Annotated in this window: 16 protein-coding genes; 10 read left to right on the top strand and 6 right to left on the bottom strand. The window is 58.3% G+C overall.

Annotated elements, in window-relative coordinates; genetic code table 11:
• Positions 1-9 precede the first annotated feature (9 nt).
• The 3 genes from ACSBQQ_RS21240 to ACSBQQ_RS21230 all read right to left on the bottom strand — a co-directional run bounded on the left by ACSBQQ_RS21240 (position 10) and on the right by ACSBQQ_RS21230 (position 2,858).
• A complete protein-coding gene (locus ACSBQQ_RS21240; protein ID WP_004930864.1) occupies positions 10-279 on the bottom strand; it encodes a hypothetical protein in 270 nt (89 codons plus the stop codon).
• Positions 280-453: 174 nt separating this feature from the next.
• Positions 454-1,275: a 5-deoxy-glucuronate isomerase gene (gene iolB, locus ACSBQQ_RS21235; RefSeq protein WP_060427180.1), complete on the bottom strand. Its 822-nt coding sequence runs from the start codon at positions 1,273-1,275 to the stop codon at positions 454-456.
• Between the two features lie 77 nt (positions 1,276-1,352).
• Positions 1,353-2,858, bottom strand: a complete 1,506-nt coding sequence (locus ACSBQQ_RS21230; RefSeq protein WP_015379335.1) for a CoA-acylating methylmalonate-semialdehyde dehydrogenase — start codon at positions 2,856-2,858, stop codon at positions 1,353-1,355.
• A gap of 556 nt (positions 2,859-3,414) precedes the next feature.
• On the opposite strand from ACSBQQ_RS21230, the gene ACSBQQ_RS21225 reads away from it, so the two are divergent.
• Both ACSBQQ_RS21225 and ACSBQQ_RS21220 read left to right on the top strand, forming a co-directional pair.
• Positions 3,415-4,863 carry a sugar porter family MFS transporter gene (locus ACSBQQ_RS21225; protein ID WP_060429260.1) on the top strand — a complete coding sequence of 483 codons (1,449 nt, stop codon included), beginning with the start codon at positions 3,415-3,417 and terminating at the stop codon, positions 4,861-4,863.
• A 32-nt stretch (positions 4,864-4,895) separates the two neighbouring features.
• Positions 4,896-5,732, top strand: a complete 837-nt coding sequence (locus ACSBQQ_RS21220; RefSeq protein WP_039569082.1) for a TIM barrel protein — start codon at positions 4,896-4,898, stop codon at positions 5,730-5,732.
• Between the two features lie 36 nt (positions 5,733-5,768).
• Here ACSBQQ_RS21220 and fetB read toward each other — a convergent pair whose 3' ends face one another.
• From fetB to ACSBQQ_RS21205, 3 genes are all read right to left on the bottom strand, one after another.
• A complete protein-coding gene (gene fetB / locus ACSBQQ_RS21215; RefSeq protein WP_033636352.1) occupies positions 5,769-6,542 on the bottom strand; it encodes an iron efflux ABC transporter permease subunit FetB in 774 nt (257 codons plus the stop codon).
• A complete protein-coding gene (fetA, locus tag ACSBQQ_RS21210) occupies positions 6,529-7,206 on the bottom strand; it encodes an iron efflux ABC transporter ATP-binding subunit FetA (RefSeq protein WP_033636353.1) in 678 nt (225 codons plus the stop codon). Before fetA ends, fetB begins: the two co-directional genes overlap by 14 nt.
• Positions 7,207-7,396: 190 nt before the next feature.
• The gene (locus ACSBQQ_RS21205; protein WP_033649362.1) at positions 7,397-7,684 is read right to left on the bottom strand and encodes a FaeA/PapI family transcriptional regulator; all 288 of its coding nucleotides are present in this window, start codon (positions 7,682-7,684) and stop codon (positions 7,397-7,399) included.
• 1,105 nt (positions 7,685-8,789) lie between these two features.
• Here ACSBQQ_RS21205 and ACSBQQ_RS21200 point away from each other — a divergent pair.
• From ACSBQQ_RS21200 to ACSBQQ_RS21165, 8 genes are all read left to right on the top strand, one after another.
• Positions 8,790-9,326 carry a fimbrial protein gene (locus ACSBQQ_RS21200; protein WP_060429261.1) on the top strand — a complete coding sequence of 179 codons (537 nt, stop codon included), beginning with the start codon at positions 8,790-8,792 and terminating at the stop codon, positions 9,324-9,326.
• A gap of 88 nt (positions 9,327-9,414) precedes the next feature.
• Positions 9,415-9,966 carry a fimbrial protein gene (locus tag ACSBQQ_RS21195; RefSeq protein WP_033649363.1) on the top strand — a complete coding sequence of 184 codons (552 nt, stop codon included), beginning with the start codon at positions 9,415-9,417 and terminating at the stop codon, positions 9,964-9,966.
• Between the two features lie 79 nt (positions 9,967-10,045).
• Entirely contained in the window at positions 10,046-12,547 is a 2,502-nt protein-coding gene (locus ACSBQQ_RS21190) for a fimbria/pilus outer membrane usher protein (protein ID WP_060423578.1), read from the top strand.
• Between the two features lie 30 nt (positions 12,548-12,577).
• A complete protein-coding gene (locus ACSBQQ_RS21185) occupies positions 12,578-13,321 on the top strand; it encodes a fimbrial biogenesis chaperone (RefSeq protein WP_060429262.1) in 744 nt (247 codons plus the stop codon).
• Between the two features lie 11 nt (positions 13,322-13,332).
• Positions 13,333-13,944, top strand: a complete 612-nt coding sequence (locus tag ACSBQQ_RS21180; RefSeq protein ID WP_039569066.1) for a fimbrial protein — start codon at positions 13,333-13,335, stop codon at positions 13,942-13,944.
• Positions 13,922-14,866: a fimbrial protein gene (locus ACSBQQ_RS21175; RefSeq protein WP_033636360.1), complete on the top strand. Its 945-nt coding sequence runs from the start codon at positions 13,922-13,924 to the stop codon at positions 14,864-14,866. Before ACSBQQ_RS21180 ends, ACSBQQ_RS21175 begins: the two co-directional genes overlap by 23 nt.
• Positions 14,867-14,874: 8 nt before the next feature.
• Positions 14,875-15,405, top strand: coding sequence for a fimbrial protein (locus tag ACSBQQ_RS21170; protein ID WP_223182045.1), 531 nt, complete (start codon positions 14,875-14,877; stop codon positions 15,403-15,405).
• A 109-nt stretch (positions 15,406-15,514) separates the two neighbouring features.
• Positions 15,515-16,138: a helix-turn-helix transcriptional regulator gene (locus ACSBQQ_RS21165; RefSeq protein WP_033649366.1), complete on the top strand. Its 624-nt coding sequence runs from the start codon at positions 15,515-15,517 to the stop codon at positions 16,136-16,138.
• Positions 16,139-16,378: the final 240 nt, after the last annotated feature.

Raw genomic sequence — 16,378 nt, 5'->3', positions numbered from 1 at the left:
ACCTCGGGCCTATTTCCGCGCGTCACGCAGCCGCTGCAAGGTTTCTTCGGGCGACAGACCACGCTGATTTTTAATCTCTTGCTTCGCCATCATAGTCAGTTTCAACAACGCGTTGGACTGGCGTTCCAGATTGCGTTCCCGAATTTCGGCCTCTCTCTCAGCCGCCGTTTGTACAAACAGCTCGGCAACACCATTTTTTGTGACGTAAACCCCGCCTTCAAACAGATCGGGCGAACCTAATCCTTCGCGCGCCGCTTTTTGGGACATGGTAGTCGTCATGGTTCTTCCTCCTGTGTACCGGCAATTTCGTTGCATAACAGCGGTTCGTTAGATTCACTCAGCCAGGGAGCGATCGCGTGCGGACAGATTATCATTTGAGCAAGATGGAGGGCAAATTTAGGTCAAATTTATACCCTGATAAAGAATAAGCCCGGCAAGCCGGGCCTCAGGCGCTTATTGCGCGGCGGGATAGCCGTCGCCGTTAATCCAGACGTGATCTTTTTCCCAGGTGAATTTCCATTGCCGCACCGGCCCGGCCATCACGTTGAGATAATAGTTGTCGTAGCCCGCCAGGGTCGCCACCGGGTGATAACCGCGCGGCACTTTCACCACGTCGCGATTGTAGACCGGCATGCATTCGTCGAGCGTGCGATCGTCGGTATAGACGCGCTGCATGCAGAACCCCTGCTCCGGCTGAATACGGTGATAATACGTCTCTTCCAGATAGGTTTCGTCCGGCGAGTCTTCCCGATCGTGCTTGTGGCTCGGGTAGGAACTGGTGTTGCCCTCGTCGGTGTAAACCTCCACCACCAGCAGGCTGTCGGCCGGCTCGCTGTCCGGCAGAATGTTGTGCACCAACCGCTGGTTGCGCCCCTTGCCGCGCCGCTCCACGCCGATATCCGCCGGCGTAATCAGCCGTGAAGGCAGGTGGCCGCTGCCGGGCGCGCTGCACACCGCCAGCTCCAGATCGGTTTCTGCCCGCACGTCGATGCGATCGTGGTGCGGCACATACACCGCGTAAGGCGGCGTGCGCTCGAACGGGCTCATGCGTTTGCCGATATGCGGGTATTCGGCGCGCAGCGTGGCGACGGAGGCGATACCGGCCACCAGCACCAGGCACAGCTCCTTGTCACCGCACTCCAGCTGCAGCGACTGCCCGGCGGCCAGGCGATAAACGTCGAAACCGACATAGCGCCACCCGGCATTTTCCGGCGTCACGTGCTGAATACGCCCCTCGGCGTTCGGCGTCTGACATTTGGCAAGCAGTGAAGACATCTCGATTCTCCTGTTAACTCCCCGTGCAAAGGCCGTTGCCCCGAAGGAGCAACGGCCCGCTCATACTTTGCGATCGCTTAACCCAGCGTCGGCATGCTGAATTCGGACACCGTCTGCTGCCCGGCCGGCCAGCGCGCGGTGGCGGTCTTCATGCGCGTGTAGAAGCGCACGCCGTCGGTGCCGTGTACGTTAAGCGCGCCGAACACCGAGCGCTTCCAGCCGCCGAAGCTGTGGAACGCCATCGGCACCGGCACCGGCACGTTGACGCCGACCATCCCGGCCTGCACTTCCTGCACGAACTGGCGCGCGTAGTGGCCGCTGCCGGTAAAGATGGCGCTGCCGTTGCCAAACTCGTGGCCGTTCACCGTGTCGATGGCGGTGCGGTAATCCGGCACCCGCACGATGCCCAGCACCGGCCCGAAGATCTCTTCGCGGTAGATGCGCATGTTCGGCTTCACATGGTCGAACAGCGTGCCGCCGACGTAGTAGCCTTCAGGATAGCCCGGCACCTGATAATTGCGGCCGTCGGCCACCAGGGTGGCGCCTTCTTCCACGCCCAGATCGATGTAGCCCAGCACCTTTTTCTGGTGGGCGGACGACACCAGCGGCCCCATTTCATTCTCTTCGCCGCCCTGCTGCAAGCCCGGCCCGACGCGCAGCTGCGCGATCAGCGGCTTCAGTTTGGCGATCAGTTTATCGGCGGTGTCGTCACCGACCACCACGGCGATCGGCAGCGCCATGCAGCGCTCGCCGGCGGAGCCGAACGCGCCGCCCATCAGCGCGTTGACCGTGGCGTCCAGATCGGCGTCCGGCATGACGATCGCCTGGTTCTTCGCCGCGCCGAAGGCCTGCACCCGCTTGCCGTGCGCGCTGGCGGTGGTGTAGATATGTTCCGCCACGGTGGAGGAGCCGACGAAGCTCACCGCCTGAATGCGCGGATCGGTGCACAGCTGCGCCGCGTCTTCATTGGCGCAGTGCACCACGTTGAACACGCCGTCCGGCAGGCCGGCTTCTTTCAGCAGTTCCGCCAGGCGCACCGAGGCGGAGGGCACCAGCGCCGGCGGCTTGAGGATGAAGGTGTTGCCGCAGGCCAGCGCGATAGGGAACATCCACATCGGCACCATCGCCGGGAAGTTGAACGGGGTAATGCCCGCCACCACGCCCAGCGGCTGCATCAGCGAGAAACTGTCGACGCCGCTGCCGACGTCCGGCGAATACTCGCCCTTGATCAGATGCGGGATGCCGCAGGCGAATTCGACCACTTCCATGCCGCGCGTCAGTTCGCCCAGCGCATCCGAGTACACCTTGCCGTGCTCGCTGACGATAAGCTCGGCCAGCTCGTCGCGGTGCTGTTCCAGCAGCGCCTTGAAATTGAACATGATGCGCGCGCGGCGCAGCGGCGTGGTGCGCGACCAATCGGCAAACGCCCGATGGGCCACGTCGATGGCCTGCTTGACTTCGGCGGCGGTGCTCTGCGTGACGCGCCGCTCAACCTGCCCGCTGGCCGGGTTGTGCACGTCGACGGTTTGATTGCTGCTGCTCAGGCACACCTGCCCGTCAATAAAGTTACCCACGGTTTTCATGTCACGCCCTCTTTTCAAGTCCGCTGTCGCCTGGCCACTCGCCGGCGGCGCGGCGTTAATCGTCCCGCTCGCCAAACCCCGTCGGCAAGCCGGCTACATCCTGACCGGATGCAGCAAACTCTATTTCATTGAAAAAAAAGTTTCAAATAAATTGTTTTGAAAAATTTGTTTTTAGTGCGCGAGGTCGCAATTTTGCGGTGTCGATCGGGTTGGCGCTTTCATTACTGCGCCAGGGAAAGCGCAACGGCGCAGGAGAAACCAGGGGCAATACACACTGACTTTGCTACAGAAAACCTGCACCGCGCCTGCCCTGTCGCCGTTACCGCCCGTCCCAGAACGCCCAAGGCACCCGGATCGCGCGTGACGGTTTTTTTTGAACTGGATCTAAAAATCAATATTCCATTATTCACTAATTATGAAATAAATGTTCTTGTTTGTTCCAGCATTTATCGACGACATCGCCTTGATGACAGGCACGGTTCACACCCTTCCGCCCGCCCTCTTCCCGACAACCCAACCGTGCGGACGGAAGCCAGGATAAAAATCGGAGCAACACATGTCATATCAGCGTAAGCACAATACCGGCTACATATTGCGAATTTGCGGCATCGCCGCCCTGGGCGGCATTCTGTTCGGCTACGATACCGCCGTGATCTCCGGCGCGATCGAAGCGCTGAAAACCTATTTCAATCTCAGCCCGGCCGAAACCGGTTGGGCGGTCTCCAACGTGGTGATCGGCTGCGTGGTCGGCGCCTTCGCCGCCGGGCCGCTGGCGGCGCGCTGGGGCCGTAAAAAGGCGCTGATGCTGGCGGCGCTGCTGTTCACCGTTTCCGCCGTCGGCGCAGCCTTGGCCCCGACCTTCACCTGGTTCGTCATCTACCGCATCATCGGCGGGCTGGCGGTCGGCATCGCCGCCACCGTGTCGCCGATGTACATGTCGGAAGTGTCGCCAAAGGACATGCGCGGGCGCGCGCTCAGTATGCAGCAGTTCGCCATCGTGTTCGGCCAGATCGTGATTTTCTACGTCAACTTCAAAATCGCCAGCCTCGCCAGCGAAGCCTGGCTGGTGGAAATGGGCTGGCGCTGGATGTTCGCCTCGGGCGTCATCCCCTGCATTCTGTTCTGCATCCTGGTGTTCGTCATTCCTGAGTCGCCGCGCTGGAACGTGATGATGGGCCGCGACGATCAGGCGCTGGCGATGTTGACCAAGGTTTCCAACGCCGCCCACGCGCAGAATCTGCTGAAAGAAATCAAAGACTCGCTGCAGCAGGATCAACAGCAGCGGCATCGGAAGCTGAACTACGGCGATGTGCGGGTGCGTTTCATCCTGTTCGTCGGCTGCATGATCGCCATGCTGCAGCAGGTGACCGGCGTCAACGTGATGATGTACTACGCGCCGGTGGTGCTGAAAACCGTCACCGAAAACGCGCAGGAAGCGCTGTTTCAGACCATCTGGATCGGCGTGCTGCAGCTGGTCGGTTCGGTCATCGGCGCCATGCTGATGGATCGCATGGGCCGCATTCCGCTTATGCGTTACGGCACGCTGGGCGCCATCGCCGGCCTGCTGCTCACCTCGTACGCGCTCTACACTCAGGCCACCGGCTATTTCGCGCTGTTCGGCATGCTGTTCTTCATGGTGTTTTATGCGCTGTCCTGGGGCGTCGGCGCCTGGGTGCTGGTGTCGGAAATCTTCCCGAACCGCATGCGCGCGCAGGGGATGAGCATCGCCGTCGGCTGCATGTGGGTCGCTAACTTCGCGGTGTCGCAGTCGTTCCCGATGATCAACGACCACCCTTACCTGTTCTCGCATTTCCACGGCGCCTTCCCGATGTGGATCTTCGCCGCCTGCTGCCTGTTCAGCTACTGGTTCATCGGCCGCTATATCCCGGAAACCAAAGGCGTCTCGCTGGAAAAAATGGAGCAGGTGGTGCTGGCCAAACGCCACCGCCACCGCCACCCCCTGCCCGACGGCAAGCCGCTGCCGCTGGAAAACGGCAAATCCTGATCTCTCAACCCTGACCGCTGGAGTAATGCCTCATGACCATTGCACTGGACCGCTTCTGCATTAACCGCAAGATTGCGCCGAATCTCGATCTGGACAGTTTTTTCCGCCTGGTGAAACGCTGCGGGCTCAGTAAGGTTGAGCTGCGCAACGATATGCCCAGCGGCAAGGTGACCGACGATCTGAGCGACGCGCAGCTCAATGCGCTCGCTGCGCAATACGGCATCGAGATCGTCACGATCAACGCCCTCGGCATGTTCAATCTGATGGACAACCCGGCGGCGCTGCAGCAGCGCGCCGAAGCGTTGCTGGCGCAGGCGCAGGCCATCCGCAGCCGGGCGCTGGTGCTATGCCCGCACTGCAGCGCCGATGACACGCGCAGCGAGCAGCAAAAACGCGACGACACCCTCGCCGCGCTGCGGCTGCTGGCGCCGCTGTTTGCCCGCTATGGCGTGCAGGGGTACGTCGAGCCGCTGGGCTTCGGCATCAGCTCGCTGCGATCGTCACTGCTGACCCAGGCGCTCATCCGCGATTCGGGCGCGCCGTACCGCATCGTGCTCGATACTTTCCACCACTATTTAAGCGGTGTGGCGCAGGCCGACTTCGACGCGCAGATCCAGGTGGCGCAGATCGGCCTGGTGCATCTGTCCGGCGTGGAGGATGGGCGAGATAAAGGCGCGCTGAGCGACGAAGAGCGCATCATGCTGAGCGAGGGCGATCGGCTGGAGAGCCGCCGCCAGGTGCAAAACCTGGAACGCCTGGGCTACACCGGCGTCTATGCCTTCGAGCCCTTCTCTTCGCAGCTGGACAGCTGGAGCGAGGCGGATATCGAACGGGAAATCCGCCAGAGCATCGCCCTGCTGCAAGGGTAAAAAAAACGGCCTCCGCGGAGGCCGTTTTTCATGGCGTTACTTCAGGTTGCCGACCACCAGCTGGTGGCGCGCGTTGTAAAACTTACGGTAGGCCAGATAGCAGGCAATGATGGTCGACAGGCTGGCGGTGGAAAGCAGCATGAAGGTCACCATAATCTGGTATTTGATCGCTTTCACCGGGTCGATGCCGGCGAAGATCAGCCCGGACATCATGCCCGGCAGGCTGACCAGCCCAACGGTTTTCGCCGAATCCACGGTCGGGATCAGCGAAGCGCGGATGCTGTCGCGGATCAGCGCCGCCGAAGCGAACTTGGGCGTCGCCCCCAGGCTGAGCATCTCCTGAATCTTCTGCTGCTCGCTTTTGAAACGCTGGCCGAGGTTGGTGTAGCACAATCCCACCGCCACCATGGCGTTACCGGCGATCATCCCGGAGATGGGGATCACCTGCATCGGCGTAAATTCGATGGAGCCGGTCAATACCAATACCGCCAACGTCAGCACCGCGCCGGTGGTGATGGCGATAAACGACGTCACGAACGCGTGTTCGACGTACTTGCTGCGTTTCTTGGCGTTGTAGGCCGCGTTAAAGCAGATGAACAGCACCATCAACACTGTGAGCACCGCGTTATCCAGATCGAAAATGTACTTCAGCACGTAGCCGACGATGATCAGCTGCACCACCGCGCGGCAGATGCTCCAGATAATGTCCTTTTCCAGCGCCAGCTTTTCCCGGTGGCTGATCAGAATGGCGACCACCACCAGGATCATCGACAAGCCTAAGGATTCGTTGGTGATGTTATGCTGATTCATGCTGTTGCTCCTGTTGCTCGGCGCCGTGCGCGCGCAGGGTGATCACCTCGTCCGCATGCGCTATCTCTTCGGTATCGTGCGTCACCCACAGCACCGCCAGCCGGTGCTCCGCCACCAGCTGATGGACTATCTCATTGACGTTGCGCTTATTTTCCTCGTCCAGCGCGCTGGTGATCTCATCGAGCAACAGCACCCGGGGCATAAACTGCAGGTTGCGGATCAGGGACACGCGCTGCTTCTCCCCGCCGGACAGCTCATTGATGCTTTTGGTCAGCATCGCCTCCGGCAGCCCGAAACGCGCCAGATCGGCCTGCATTTTTCGTTCATCCGGCGACTGTTGACGGATCTGGTAGGGCAGCGCCAGATTGTCGTAAACCGTATTGCCGAACAGCGCCGGCGTCTGGAAGCAGTAAGAAACCTGTTTGCGATACGCCTCCGGCGACATCTCGGCGATCGCTCGTCCGTCGAAATAGAGATTTCCGCTGGTCGGATCCATTAAGGAAGAGATGATTTTCAGCAGGGTGCTTTTCCCGCAGCCGGAAGGCCCGGTGATCAGTTTGAACTCGCCTTCACCCAGCGTAAAAGAGACGGAGTCCAGGATCACTTGGTTGTCTATTTGATAATGAATATCATCCAATCTCAGTATGTCTTTCTTTTCCTTCATTACGATGCCGGCTCCCTACACCTGTTCCCGTCTGAGCGATAAGTATATGGCCGCAAAAAACATATTAGCAATGCCTGTGCGGATGGCAGCGAGCGGAGAGGAGGATTGACGGAGCAAAACGCCCCGTCAAATGATAAGTTTTACTAATGATTAGCTGTAGGAATAGTCAAAAGCGACCGCCAGGGTCGAATCACTCTTTTTTTATCGCCGCCTGTTCGTCGCAGCTGTACCAGCGTAGAGAATTGTTGATGCTGCGGTGGGTGCAGCGGACCTTGCCCTCCTTTTCCAGCGCCAGCAGCAGGGTGCGGGTGGTATAAATGTTTTCGCCGCATTTATCCGCCAGCTCGCGCGTCTTCGGCCACTGCTCCGGCGGGGGATGCAGGCCCCCGGCCCCTTCCACAAGATCCCGGCACAATCCCCGCAACACATCCAGCATCAGCGATTTTCTACTTTCAAACGTTTTCGGCACCTTGGCCATAGCATTCCTCCTGAGTGGTTACTGCTGAGCCCCCGTTCATGACTGCACGTCAGTGATGCACAGGGGCATAAATCACGGCGGCGTCCGCGCAAACGACGTTGTTCCGATAAAATAGACCTGGCGCTGTCTATCACCGCGCGAATGAATATTTATTAATAAATCCAACCTTTGCCGATAAAATTTCATGCATTGTTCCTCGGATTTTTCACTAGGATTTTTCTGTGCAATTTTTTTCATGGTTATCATGATATGAAGATGTTTAAACAATCCCATAACGAACCGCGAATACATAATTACCAATATTGTCAACGCATGCGCCTTACATCTGCTAAATGCATTAATCGCAGTAATCATTCCATCGTTCATCCTTTGATTATCACTTAGGTCATTATTATGTAATGCCTACGGCATCACCTGCCCTTTTCTGGTTAATCACAATGGGTTAAATAACATAAGCGCGTCCAAAAAATAGCATCTGATAAGAATAATCTCCCCTCTGCCTCATTGTTATTTTTTTGTTAACACCCCTTCGACAACCCAGGAATAGGCGGTGGAACGCCATAGGGACAACTAACCACAAAAAATCATACAAAACAAATGCTTATGTTTTTCATTTTGTTTCATAAAGAAAATTCTTCAATGTTCGTCAAAGCGTAATATTAGCAAAGCGATATTGCGCATTGTAGGGCAACCGCTATTACAGTCGATCTAATATCTCGCATAACCTTATTTATGCAGTCATTTATTCTGGATAATATTTACATACGATCTATTGGTTTTTTATCTTATATTTAACTTTTTCCTTTTGGTTTTATATTCTGAATTTGAGTTATTTCAACAAAATCTATTTCCAAGTAATGCTATTGTTTGCAAGAATATTCCCAGCAAAACGCCATACCGATATTCGGGTTTTAAAATCAAATAAAACCGACCAAACATCACATAACCATTTCGTTATTAAAAGCAAATAACGAAAAGTGTGCGTATTGCCCAAAGCAAAAGGATCTGGCTCCCACCGCAGTGCGGCTAACAGGGCGTTGCTGTTCTGCGGGGATTTAGGTGTGCTTTTCTTTTTATTTAAATACTCTCTACAGGAACCTGAGAAATGAAACTGAATAAATTAATGCTGGCGACCGCCATTGCTTTTTCTACCGCCTCCGTTGCACATGCGGCGCCGCCCCCGAACCAGGGCAGCGGCACCGTGACCTTTAGCGGTGAAATTATCGATGCGCCTTGCAGCATCACGCCGGACTCCGTCGATCAAACCGTCCCGATGGGCCAGATCAGCAGCCGCATCCTGGCCAAAGAAGGCAAATCCAGCGCCGAACCCTTCAGCATTGAGCTGAAAGACTGCGCGCTCAACACCATGAAAAACGTCAAGGTGACCTTCACCGGCACGCCGGATGCCGTCAACAGCAAATTGCTGGCGCTGAGCGGTTCCGCCAGCGGCGCGGGCATCGTGATTTACGACCAGCTGCACGCCAAGGAAGTTGAGCTGGGTACCGCAACGGACGGCCAGGGCCTGAACGAAGGCAACAACGCCCTGAAATTCGCCGCATACCTGCAAGGCAACAGCGCTTCCGGCGCCGTCGTGCCGGGCCAGTTCACCAGCGTGGCGAACTTTACCCTGGCTTATCAGTAAGCCTCGTTGGGGATGCCGGCGCGGGCATCCCCATGCTTAACGACGCCGGCTCCGGCAAAGGAACCGATCTCGACAGGGAGAAGCCAGCATGACCATCCATTGGCGAGGCGCATTGCTGATCGCGCTCAGCATCGGCAGCGCTAGCGCCACGGCGAAAACTCAGGGCCACGGCAAAGTCAGCCTGGGCGGCGAAATCGTCGAAACGCCGTGCAACATCGCCGGCGACAGTTTGGATCAAACCGTTGATTTCGGGCTGGTTTCAATGAGCGACGCCGGGCGAGATGCCCAGCCGAGCCTCATCGGCAGCCGCCGCCACTTCGCCATCAGGTTGGTGAACTGCGAACTGGCCAGCCAGATAAAGCCCGATTTTATTTATCGCGCGGCCAACCTCACCTTCAGCGGCATCGCGGATAGCCAAGATCCGCAATGGCTCGCCGTCCATGGCGAGGCGCGCGGCATGGCTATCGAGTTGCTGACCGACGCCGGCACCCCGATCCCGCTCGGCAGCACGACGGCGGATTATCTGATCGTTGCCGGCGATAACACGCTGCGCTTTGGCGCCCAGCTGCGCATTCACCCCGACAGGGCACGGGCGGGCGGTTTCAGCTCATTGGCCAAATTCACCCTGTCTTATCTGTAGCCGGTTTTCGTTAGGAACGCTGTACAGCATTACGTATTCAGGTCTTACGGGATGACCTGCTATTAGGCGCGGATTTGCCATGAGTGATCATTCTATGACGTCTTTACTGACAATAAAAAAAACGCCCATCATCGTCATTCTCTCTGTTCTCTGGGCAAAACCGGTCTTTTCCGCGACGGAATTCAATACCGACGTGTTGGATATCGGCGAACGCAGCAAAGTGGACTTATCCCGCTTTTCCGACGCCGATTACGTCATGCCGGGCACCTATCTGCTGGATATCAAAATCAACCAGAAAACGCTGCCCCAGCGCAGCATTCAGTATTTCCCGTCGCCGGATAACAAGAGCGGCAGCCAGGTGTGCCTGCCGCCTGACCTGGTGGAAAAAATGGCGCTGAAAGAAGAAGCGGCCAAAAAAGTCACCCTGTGGCGCGACAACCAGTGTGCCGACATTCGCGGCATCAAAGGCGCAACGGTTTCCGATCGCATCAGCGGCGGCGTGCTGGCGATCACCATTCCGCAAGCCTGGATGAAATACTCCGATCCCGACTGGACGCCGCCCGAACAGTGGGACGATGGCATCCCCGGCGTGCTGCTGGATTACAATCTCAGCGGCCAAATCGGTAAACAGCACCACGACAACGGCACCGCCGAAAGCCTCAGCAGCTACGGTACGTTGGGCGCCAACCTGGGCGCCTGGCGCCTGCGCGCCGATTATCAGACCGATTTCAACCAACAATACGGCCGGCGCGACAGCAATTTCGACTGGAATCAGATCTACGCATACCGCGCGCTGCCGATGCAGGCCGCCAGGCTGACGCTGGGCGAAACCTACCTGAATTCGCCGGTGTTCGACGCCTACCGTTTTACCGGCCTCAACCTCGCCAGCGACGAGCGCATGCTGCCGCCCAACCTGCAGGGTTACGCGCCTGAAGTACGCGGCATCGCCAAAAGCAACGCGCGGATCACCGTCTCTCAGGAAGGCCGCACGCTGTATCAAACCACGGTGCCCGCCGGACCGTTCGCCATCCAGGATCTCAGCAGCTCGGTACGCGGCAAACTGGATGTGAAAGTGGAAGAACAAGACGGCAGCGTTTCCACTTTTCAGGTAGATACCGCCAGCATTCCTTATCTGACCCGCCCCGGCTACGTGCGCTATAACGTGGCGCTGGGCAAGCCGTCTGCCTACGATCACCGCACGCAAGGGCCGGTGTTCTCCGCCGGCGATTTCTCCTGGGGCTTGAGCAACGCCTGGTCGCTGTACGGCGGCGCACTGCTCGGCGGCGATTACAACGCCTGGGCTCTCGGCCTGGGGCGCGACCTGAACCTGTTCGGCGCCCTGTCGGTGGACGCCACGCAGTCGATCGCGCGCCTGCCCGATGAACCCAGCGCCAAAGGCATGTCATTCAAGGTCAACTACGCCAAACGTTTCGACGAGCTCAACGGCCAAATCACCTTTGCCGGCTACCGCTTTTCGCAGCGCAAATTTATGACCATGTCGCAGTACCTGCAGGCGCGCTACGGCGACATTGACGATCGCTACAGCGGCCGACAAAAAGAGTTGTATACCGTCACCGCCAGCAAAACCTTTATGGCGGAGGACAGTGCTCAGGCGATCACCGCTTATCTGACCTACTCACACCAGACTTACTGGGACGCAGGCGCGCAAAACCGCTACGGCATGTCGACCAGCAAGCTGTTCGACTTCGGCGGGATCAGCAACATCACCGCCTCGTTGGCGGCCTATCGCACTCACTATCGGGGCCGCACCGACGATAGCGCGATGCTCAATTTCACCGTGCCTATCGGCGAGCACAACCGTCTGGGCTACGCGCTGCAGGTCAATAACCGCGACGTGACCCAAACGGCGACCTACACCGACAACAGCGACATCAACAATACCTGGCAGGTCGGCAGCGGCGTCACCCAGTCCGGCAAACCGACGGCGAGCGGTTACTACACCCATAACGCGTCGTTCGGCACGCTCAACGCCAACGCGTCTTATCAGCAGGGCAGTTACTCCTCGATTGGCGGAACTTTCCGCGGCGGCCTGACCGCTACCCGGCACGGCGTCGCCGCGCACCAGAACGCCGGCAACGGCGGCAGCCGCATGATGCTGGATACCAACGGCGTCGCCGGCGTGCCGATCAACAACGGCCGCGCTTACAGCAACCGCTTCGGATTGGCGGTGATCTCGGACATCACCAGCTACTACAACACCGATACGCGCATCGACGTCAACAAGCTGGCGGACGACGTTGAAGCCACGCGCGCGGTGGTGCAAGGCACGCTGACGGAAGGCGCCATCGGTTATCGCCACTTCGAGGTGGTGAAAGGCAGCAAGCTGTTAGCCACCATCAAACTGGCGGACGGCAGCGAACCGCCGTTCGGCGCCACGGTGCTGAGTGCAACCGGACGGGAGATCGCGGTGGTGAACGACGGCGGCTCGGTGTATCTGACCGGCGTCCAACCGGAAGAGCGGTTGGACGTCGCCTGGGAAGGCCGCCGTCAGTGCCGCATCGCCATCCCAGGCGCCGCCAAACCGCTGGACCGGCTGCTGTTGCCGTGCACCAAACCGTAATCCGCAACACATTGAGAGTAGACGCATAACATGAACAAACATTCGATAGCAGTAACCGCGGGCAGCCTGGCGTTGATAACGCTGGCTTCGACGGCCGACGCGGCGATCGCGTTGGATCGCACGCGCGCCATCTATGTGAGCGACGCCAAATCGATCAGCCTTAACATAACCAATGAGAACAAAGAGTTGCCTTTCCTTGCTCAGGCCTGGATCGAGAATGCGCAACATCAAAAGATCGTTTCGCCGCTGGTGGTATTGCCGCCGTTGCAACGGGTGGAAGCCGGAGAACGCAGCGTCGTGCGCATTACCAAAACGCCGGAAGCCGAGCTATTGCCGCAAGATCGCGAATCGGTGTTTTATTTCAATTTGCGCGAAATTCCGCCCAAAAGCAGCAAAGCCAACGTGATGCAGCTGGCGCTGCAAACGCAGATCAAACTGTTCTTCCGCCCGAAGGCCATCGTCGCGCCGCAGGGTGAGATATGGCAAGAACAGCTGGTGTTCCACAAAACCGCCGACGGTTTCACCATCGAAAATCCGACGCCGTTCCACATCACGCTGACCGGCATCGCCCGTCAGACGCAGAAACAAGGCGGTGGCGCGATCGGCGATTTTCAGCCGGTGATGCTGTCCCCCAAATCCAGCGAAAAAGTGCGTTTGCGCGACCATGGGTTCGACGCCTTCGTCATCACCTATATCAATGATTTCGGCGGCCACCCCGAGTTGCGCTTCACCTGCAGCGCTAGCCTCTGCACCGCCGCACCCGGAAAAAAATAAGGAGATACGGCATGGCTGACTTCACCGGCCGCCTGCGGCCTCTGCTGATCGGCGCCTTGCTGCTCGGCAACGGCGCCGCAATGGCCTCTCCGCCGGGAGAGGTTCAGGGCACCAGCGGCACAGTCGGTTTTCAGGGCGCTCTGCTGAGCTCCCCCTGCAGCCTGGCGCCGGACAGCCGCGATCAGTCGGTCGATCTCGGTGAGATCGGCACGCTCGCCTTCCGGCATGTCGGCGATCAAAGCGCGCCGGTACGTTTTCGTCTCGCCTTTACCCATTGCCTGCTGGGCGCGCGGGCGCTGGTGGACAATCCGGCCGGGATGCGCAACGGCGACGCCGGCAGGCTTTACCTGCGGGGGGAGCAGGCCGCCACGCTGGTGTTCCTCGGTGAAAGCGACCCCGACAATCCGCAGCTGCTGAAGCTGCACGGCGGCGTACAAGGCGTTGGCCTGCGGCTGAAAGATCAACGGGGCCGCGCATTGTCCCTCAACCAACCCAGCGCCCCCTATGTCTTGCAGCCGGGCGGCAATACGTTGTGGTTCAGCGCTCAATTGGAATCAACCCGTCCGTTCATCGAAGCAAACCAATTCAAAGGAGTGGTGCATGTCCAGTTGGTCTATTTATAAACGCCTGGCGTTGCTGGGTTGCCTGGCGACGCCGTTCGGCGCTCAGGCGCTGGAATGCCACCTGAATACCGAGAACGGCATTACCGAAGAGAGCGAGGATATCGGCCGGTTGACCATACCGGCCACCTTACCGGTCGGCAGCCGGCTTTGGACCTCTAAACCGATGAGCCGCGACGTTATGTGCTGGGCGCACGCCAGCAAACCCAAGGGGGAATGGGTTTATTTCTATCCCAATCCGGACAACCGGCAGTTCGCCGCCGGCATCGCCATGGGGGTGATTTATAACGGCCGGGATCTCGGCTTGATCAACTCCCGAGTACAAACCGATATGTTTCGTACCCCTAAGCAACGGGAGCTCGGTCATGTCAACTATCAGGTTTATTTGCAAAAAACCGGAGAAATCACCGAAGGGGGCGCCAGTCAGATCGCCGTTTTTCAGCTCGATGGCGTAGGCGGCATCAACGTCCACCCGGGAAAAAATTACCGTTTCACCCTTACCGGGCTGGATAAAATCAAAGTGATCCAGTGCGCCGCTTCGGTGGAGCTTTCAACCCCGGAAGGCGTTGACTTCGGTGAGATCCCGACCTGGAAACCCAATGCGGGCACCGTAGCGAGCAAGGATTTCAGCATCTTGATCCGCAAAAACGGCTGCAGCGACAGCTTCGCGCTGGAGGCCAATTTCATGGTGAAAAACGGCACGCTGACCGACGCTACCGGCTTGAATATGGACAATGGTTCAACCTTGCGCATCCACGATAATTCCAACCCCAAATGGATTAAATACAATCAGTTCGACAGCTTTGCCGACATGAGTGGCCGCGATCAGGTGCAAAAATCCTACAGCGCCTCATTGCAGGCCAGCGGGGAAGGACAGGAAGGCAATTTCCGCAAGACCGTAATCTTGCTGATTAATTATATTTAATGGTGGTGATGATGAAGAGCTATCGGACAATCACCGCTCTGTGCGGCATCGGTTTTCTATTTTCCTCCGCAGTCGCGGCGGAAAATAAGGAAATAGACTTTTTCGGCTCCGTGGTAAGCAGACCCTGCAATATCGACCCGCAGTCTCTTCACCAGACCGTCGAGATGGATACGGTGTTGATCAAAACCTTGTACCGCTACGGCCATACCAACCCCGTGTCATTTTCCATTCGCTTAACCGACTGTAAAACCGCCGTTTTCAAATCGGTCACCGCCACCTTTACCGGCACCGAAGATGCCGAACTGCCGGGCAAGCTGGCGATCAACAATGGCGCCAACGGCGCCGCCATCGCGCTGTTCGACGGTGCTGGCAAAGCGATTGATCTGGGCACGCCGACCGATGCGGTGACATTGCAAGATGGCCCCAACGCCCTGAGGTTCAGCGCCTATGTCCAGGCCCGGCCGAGCGCGATGAAAGATAAAAGCCTTACCGAAGGCGAATTCAGTTCCGTCGCCAATTTTGTGCTGGCGTACCAATAAGCCCCGCACCGCCCCAGGGAAATCAGGAAAACGACCGGCGCGCGAACGCCGGCGATTGGCCGTCACCGTTCGCTCCGGCGCGGCGCCGCGGCCTTTTAAGGAGCCACCCATGCCAGATATTCGCTTCACGCTGTTCGACAGCGATAACTTCTACCAGCAGGGGCTGCGTCTGCTGCTGCAGGACTATCTGCACTCCCTGAACGAATGCCAACGCCTGTACCCGCAGTTCTCGCCGCTGGCGCTGCAGGCGTTGGATAACATCGAAATCGTGTTCCGCACGCCGGAAGAGCGCTGGGGCTGCGCCTGCTGCTACCGGAGCCCCTACGGCATCCCGCGCCAGCGGCAGCTGACCTTGCTGATCCTCGACGACACGGCCCAGCAACAGGTGAAAAACCTGTCTCCGCTGTTCAGCATCCACCGGCGCGACTCGGTTTACGCCATTCGCCTCAAGCTGCAGATGGCGCTGGAAAAATTCATTCAGCAGCCGTGGATGGCGCTGCACGCCGCCGACATATGGAAATGCCAGGCCTGCCGCCTCGCCGCGCTGAGCCACTGTGAGAAAAAGGTGCTGGGCCTGATGAGCAGCGGCATGTCCGCCTGCAGCATCGCCGGCCTGCTGCAGCGCAGCCAGAAAACCATCAGCGCCCACAAACGTTCGGCGATGCGCAAGCTGAACGTGCGCAAAAACAGCGAGTTGAATCGGGTGCTGCTGAATCAGCGGGAGCTGAATTAAGCGGTATGCGCGATAAGCGAATGAGAATCATCGGGCTGCGCCTAAACGCAGCCCATAACAGATTAACCTGCCATTCTCTTTTCAATGAAAGAGCCTAAACGTCAGCCATAAATCAAAGATTCGTGCATTGGCCTGTAATATCACTGCGCCAGGATTTACCTTTGTCCTTAACCTTGCAGTTATGGGCATCCCGGTGGCTAAGCACCTTCCCGGAACAGTTCTTTGCGCTATAACATGTGC

Origin of the sequence: Serratia sp. G204Y, assembly GCF_051172435.1 — a bacterium.
In the GTDB taxonomy this organism is placed as follows: domain Bacteria; phylum Pseudomonadota; class Gammaproteobacteria; order Enterobacterales; family Enterobacteriaceae; genus Serratia; species Serratia sarumanii.
This window is presented reverse-complemented; position numbering and strand designations above follow the sequence as displayed.